The organism is Shinella sp. M31 (assembly GCF_049199205.1).
Taxonomy (GTDB): domain Bacteria; phylum Pseudomonadota; class Alphaproteobacteria; order Rhizobiales; family Rhizobiaceae; genus Shinella.
The window spans coordinates 1-1,716 of the sequence record NZ_JBLZPH010000062.1 but is presented as its reverse complement, the minus strand read 5'-3'; the positions used below and the strand labels follow the sequence as shown (position 1 = coordinate 1,716).

Sequence of the window (1,716 nt, the reverse complement as noted above, 5' to 3'; positions counted from 1 at the left end):
CCTTCGTGTTTTCATGTGATGCGTGTTTCAGCCGAGGAGATGGCGTTGCGTGGCGTAGAGCGCGATCGCCGCGGCATTCGACACATTCAGCGACTTGATGGCGCCGGGCATGTCAAGGCGGGCGAGTGCCTTGCAGGTGGCGCGCGTCTTCTGGCGCAGGCCCTTGCCCTCGGAGCCCATAACGAGCGCGATGCGCTGGCCGGACAGCGTGCCTTCCAGCGGGGCGGGGCCTTCCGAATCAAGGCCGATGGTCAGGAAGCCCAGCTTGTGCAGTTCTTCCAGCGCATCCGAAAGATTGGTGATCTGGATATAGGGGATCAGCTCCAGCGCGCCGGAGGCCGTTTTGGCCAGCACGCCCGATTCCGTTGGCGAGTGGCGCTGCGTGGTAATGACGGCGCCAGCATTGAAGGCGACGGCCGAGCGCATGATGGCGCCGACATTGTGCGGGTCCGTCACCTGGTCGAGCACAAGCAGCAGCGGGCTGTCCTTCAGCGCCTCGAGCCGGCGAACGGGCAGCGGCCGCGTCTCCAGCATCACGCCCTGGTGGATCGCTTCCGGGCCGAGCACCTTGTCGAGGTCCGACGGTAGTACGGTCTCTACCGGGTAGGGTAGGGTCGACAAATCGGGCAGTTCCAGCCGCTGGGCGGCGTTGAGGCTCACCGAAAGCTTGATGATCTTGCGCTCGGGATTGTCGAGGGCCGCGCGCACCGTGTGAAGGCCGTAGAGATAGACCTGGTCGGGCGCGAGCGCCGGCGCCTTCCAGCCTTCGGCCGGCTTGCGGCGGCGGTCGTCCCTTGGCGTCGGAATATCGCCGCGTTCGCGCTTCTGGTCGCGATGCGCCCGGCGCAGTTTTGCGTAATGGGTGTCTTTTGCGGACTTGCCGCCGGTATCGTCTTTGGTCATGGCGCCTTATAGAGCATGTCGCGCAAAAGTGTGCAGCGGTTTTGCGTCAGTGACATGCGAAAAATTCAAACGGAGCGCGCCGGGCGCAAATCGCGGCCATCCACAGGCGGGTGCCGGCGGCGACATTTTTCTCAATTTTTTCCGTGACGTCGTGTTGACAGGATGAATTGTGCCCGTCATATACGCCGCCAGATCGAAGGCGCCGCCGACAAGGCGCTGCCGACAGATCGAACTGGTCGCTTGATCCCGACAGAATAATGGAGGGATGCCCGAGTGGTTAAAGGGGACGGACTGTAAATCCGTTGGCTCAGCCTACGTTGGTTCAAATCCAACTCCCTCCACCATTCTGTTGCGCGGATCAAGACCTCCCCGCGGGTATAGCTCAATGGTAGAGCAGCAGCCTTCCAAGCTGAATACGCGGGTTCGATTCCCGCTACCCGCTCCATTTGCTTCCTTCATAAAAAGAATCAGCGCTTCGCACTAAGGCTTTGCCTTGAAAAAGCGATTCCGCGTGCCGATCTATGGTCCATCTGGCTTGCTTCAGCTCGTTTCCGGCGGTTTTCATCATGCATTTAAAGCTTGCGCATTCGTTGCGAAAGCCTTAAACGCCTGCCAAACCGGACGGGCCGGTTAGCCCAACTTTCGTTCAGTAGGAAATAAAGAGATGGCAAAGAGCAAGTTTGAGCGCAACAAGCCTCACGTAAACATCGGCACGATCGGCCACGTCGACCACGGCAAGACGTCGCTGACGGCAGCGATCACGAAGTACTTCGGCGAGTTCAAGGCGTACGACCAGATCGACGCTGCTCCGGA

2 protein-coding genes and 2 tRNA genes are annotated in these 1,716 nt (G+C 60.4%); 3 read left to right on the top strand and 1 reads right to left on the bottom strand.

Annotated elements, in window-relative coordinates:
* Positions 1-27 precede the first annotated feature (27 nt).
* The gene (gene rlmB, locus ACOZKU_RS09225) at positions 28-903 is read right to left on the bottom strand and encodes a 23S rRNA (guanosine(2251)-2'-O)-methyltransferase RlmB (protein WP_421578619.1); all 876 of its coding nucleotides are present in this window, start codon (positions 901-903) and stop codon (positions 28-30) included.
* Positions 904-1,162: 259 nt separating this feature from the next.
* Here rlmB and ACOZKU_RS09220 point away from each other — a divergent pair.
* From ACOZKU_RS09220 to ACOZKU_RS09210, 3 genes are all read left to right on the top strand, one after another.
* Positions 1,163-1,247, top strand: a tRNA-Tyr gene (locus tag ACOZKU_RS09220).
* 27 nt (positions 1,248-1,274) lie between these two features.
* Positions 1,275-1,348: transfer RNA gene (locus ACOZKU_RS09215), tRNA-Gly, on the top strand.
* Positions 1,349-1,567: 219 nt separating this feature from the next.
* On the top strand, positions 1,568-1,716 hold a 149-nt coding region (locus ACOZKU_RS09210; RefSeq protein ID WP_421387882.1), incomplete at its 3' end, for a GTP-binding protein.

Bases quoted from the DNA above. Each gene is read 5' to 3' on its own strand.
- rlmB (WP_421578619.1), bottom strand. From the start codon at position 903: ATGACCAAAGACGATACCGGCGGCAAGTCCGCAAAAGACACCCATTAC.